This window comes from Mesorhizobium sp. M7A.F.Ca.US.014.04.1.1, from assembly GCF_003998745.1.
Classification (GTDB): Bacteria; Pseudomonadota; Alphaproteobacteria; order Rhizobiales; family Rhizobiaceae; genus Mesorhizobium; species Mesorhizobium ciceri.
Genome location: NZ_RZRW01000779.1, coordinates 1 through 2134 on the forward strand (window position 1 = coordinate 1; position 2134 = coordinate 2134).

At 60.9% G+C, this 2134-nt stretch carries 4 protein-coding genes; 3 read left to right on the forward strand and 1 reads right to left on the reverse strand.

What is annotated here, in order from left to right; all coding sequences use genetic code 11:
• Both EOA22_RS31355 and EOA22_RS31360 read left to right on the forward strand, forming a co-directional pair.
• On the forward strand, positions 1-368 hold a 368-nt coding region (locus EOA22_RS31355), incomplete at its 5' end, for a NifU family protein (RefSeq protein WP_206521375.1).
• Between the two features lie 82 nt (positions 369-450).
• On the forward strand, positions 451-777 hold the full coding sequence (locus EOA22_RS31360; RefSeq protein WP_013528065.1) for an NIPSNAP family protein: 327 nt from the start codon (positions 451-453) through the stop codon (positions 775-777).
• 111 nt (positions 778-888) lie between these two features.
• On the opposite strand, the gene EOA22_RS31365 is transcribed toward EOA22_RS31360, so the two are convergent.
• Positions 889-1506 carry a L,D-transpeptidase gene (locus EOA22_RS31365; protein WP_013528066.1) on the reverse strand — a complete coding sequence of 206 codons (618 nt, stop codon included), beginning with the start codon at positions 1504-1506 and terminating at the stop codon, positions 889-891.
• 226 nt (positions 1507-1732) lie between these two features.
• On the opposite strand from EOA22_RS31365, the gene cueR reads away from it, so the two are divergent.
• A partial coding sequence (gene cueR, locus EOA22_RS31370; protein WP_127390496.1) for a Cu(I)-responsive transcriptional regulator occupies positions 1733-2134 on the forward strand: 402 nt, incomplete at its 3' end.

Sequence of the window (2134 nt, forward strand, 5' to 3'; positions counted from 1 at the left end):
GCCCCGACTGGCAGCATTTGAAGCCGGCGATCCTCGGCGCCATCATGGAGCATTTCATGTCCGGCGCGCCCGTCATGGCCAAGGCCGGCCCGGCCGCCGAGACCAGCCAGACCGGTGAGTTCTACGACAAGGCCGACGAGGAGCTGGTCATCACCATCAAGGAGCTGCTCGACACGCGGGTGCGCCCGGCGGTCGCCCAGGATGGCGGCGACATCACCTTCCGCGGCTTCGAGAATGGCACGGTGTTCCTGCACATGAAGGGTGCCTGCGCCGGCTGCCCGTCATCGACGGCGACGCTGAAGCACGGCATCCAGAACCTTCTGCGCCATTTCGTGCCGGAAGTGCAGCAGGTCGAGCAGGTCTCCTGACGCCCGTTTTGACAATTCTACCCTGCTGACCGTCTGGTCCGATTTCTTCGCTTCCGGCGCATCGGTCAGAAGGAACTCCAAAATGATCTACGAACTTCGGGTTTACCGGGCTCTGCCGGGACGCTTGCCGGCGCTTCTTGATCGCTTCGACAAGATCACGCTCAAATTATGGGAAAAGCACGGTATCCGCCAAGCGGGTTTCTTTACCACGCTGATCGGAGCTTCGAACAACGAACTGACCTACATGCTGGCATGGGAATCGCTGGCCGAACGCGAAGAGCGCTGGACGGCGTTCGTGAAGGACCCTGCCTGGACGCAGGCGCGGGAAGACTCCGAGCGTGATGGCCAGATCACCGAGACAATCATCAACCAAATTTTGGTACCCACCGCGTTCTCGGCGGTGTCCTGACCGCCGAGCAGGCGTCGCATCGCGCAAACAACAAAAAACCGGGCCGAATTGCCCGGTTTTCTGCTTGGGACGTCCGTTGTTGCCTAGACGGTCCGCGTACGAAAACTGCCTCTAGAGAACGATGACCTTGGCGCCGACCGAGGCGCGGTCATAGAGGTCGATAATGTCCTGATTCATCAGCCGGATGCAGCCAGACGACATCGCCTTGCCGATCGAATTCCATTCGGGGCTGCCATGCAGGCGATAGCCTGAATCACCGCCCTTGTTGAACAGGTACATGGCGCGCGCGCCGAGCGGGTTCTTCAGGCCCGGCTCCATGCCGCCGGCAAACTTTTCCAATTCCGGCTGGCGCTGGATCATCTGCCTCGGCGGCGTCCAGGTCGGCCATTCGCGCTTGAGCGCAATGTGGGCGGTGCCATGCCACTCGAAGCCCTCGCGGCCGACGCCGATGCCGTAGCGAATGGCCCTTCCGTCGCCCTCGATGAAATAAAGGAACTTGTTCTGCGTATCGACGATGATCGTGCCCGGCTTTTCCGGGCTATCGTAGTTCACTTCCTGCCGATGGTACTTCATCGGCACTTTCTCGATCGGGATGCGCGGCAGCTGATAACCGGCGTCGGTGACCGCGCCGTAGTCGTTGGAGAAGATCTGCGAGCCGATGGTGCTGCAACCGGCGATAGCAGTGGAGAGCGCCAGTGCGGCGATGATTGCAAACGACTTCATGCGCATCAGGTGATCCGGTGCCCCGCCCAAACTCGGCGGCACGAGTCGGCCGCTCTCTCATCATCATTCATGCTGGCATTTGCTTTGCTTGCCAAGCGCGCGATGCCTATATGCCTGCCTTGACGTACCGGTAAGCGTATCACTATGGCATTTTGGCAACAGGACTCACAGGATTGTGAAGCAAATTCAAGGGGCCTGCTCCATGGGTTCCTGGAAATCGAGGAGAACCGTCATGAATGTCGGTGACGCCGCCCACCGCTCCGGCCTGCCGGCCAAGACCATCCGTTACTATGAAGAGATCGGCCTGATCGCCCCGGCACGCGCCGCCAACGGCTACCGCGATTATTCCGGAGACGACATCCATCGGCTGGCCTTCCTGCGCCGCGCGCGCAATCTCGGCTTTTCCATCGACGATTGCCGCCAGCTGATGGCGCTTTACCAGGATCGCAGCCGCGCCAGCCAAAACGTGCGCGAAATCGCCGCCGCCCATGTCACGGCGATCGAGGAGAAAGTGCGCGAGTTGCAGTCGATGCGCTCGACGCTGCAGAAACTGATTCATGCCTGTCACGGCGACGAAAGGCCGGATTGTCCGATCCTTGATGACATGGCGGGCGCGGCATTGCCTAGCGACAAG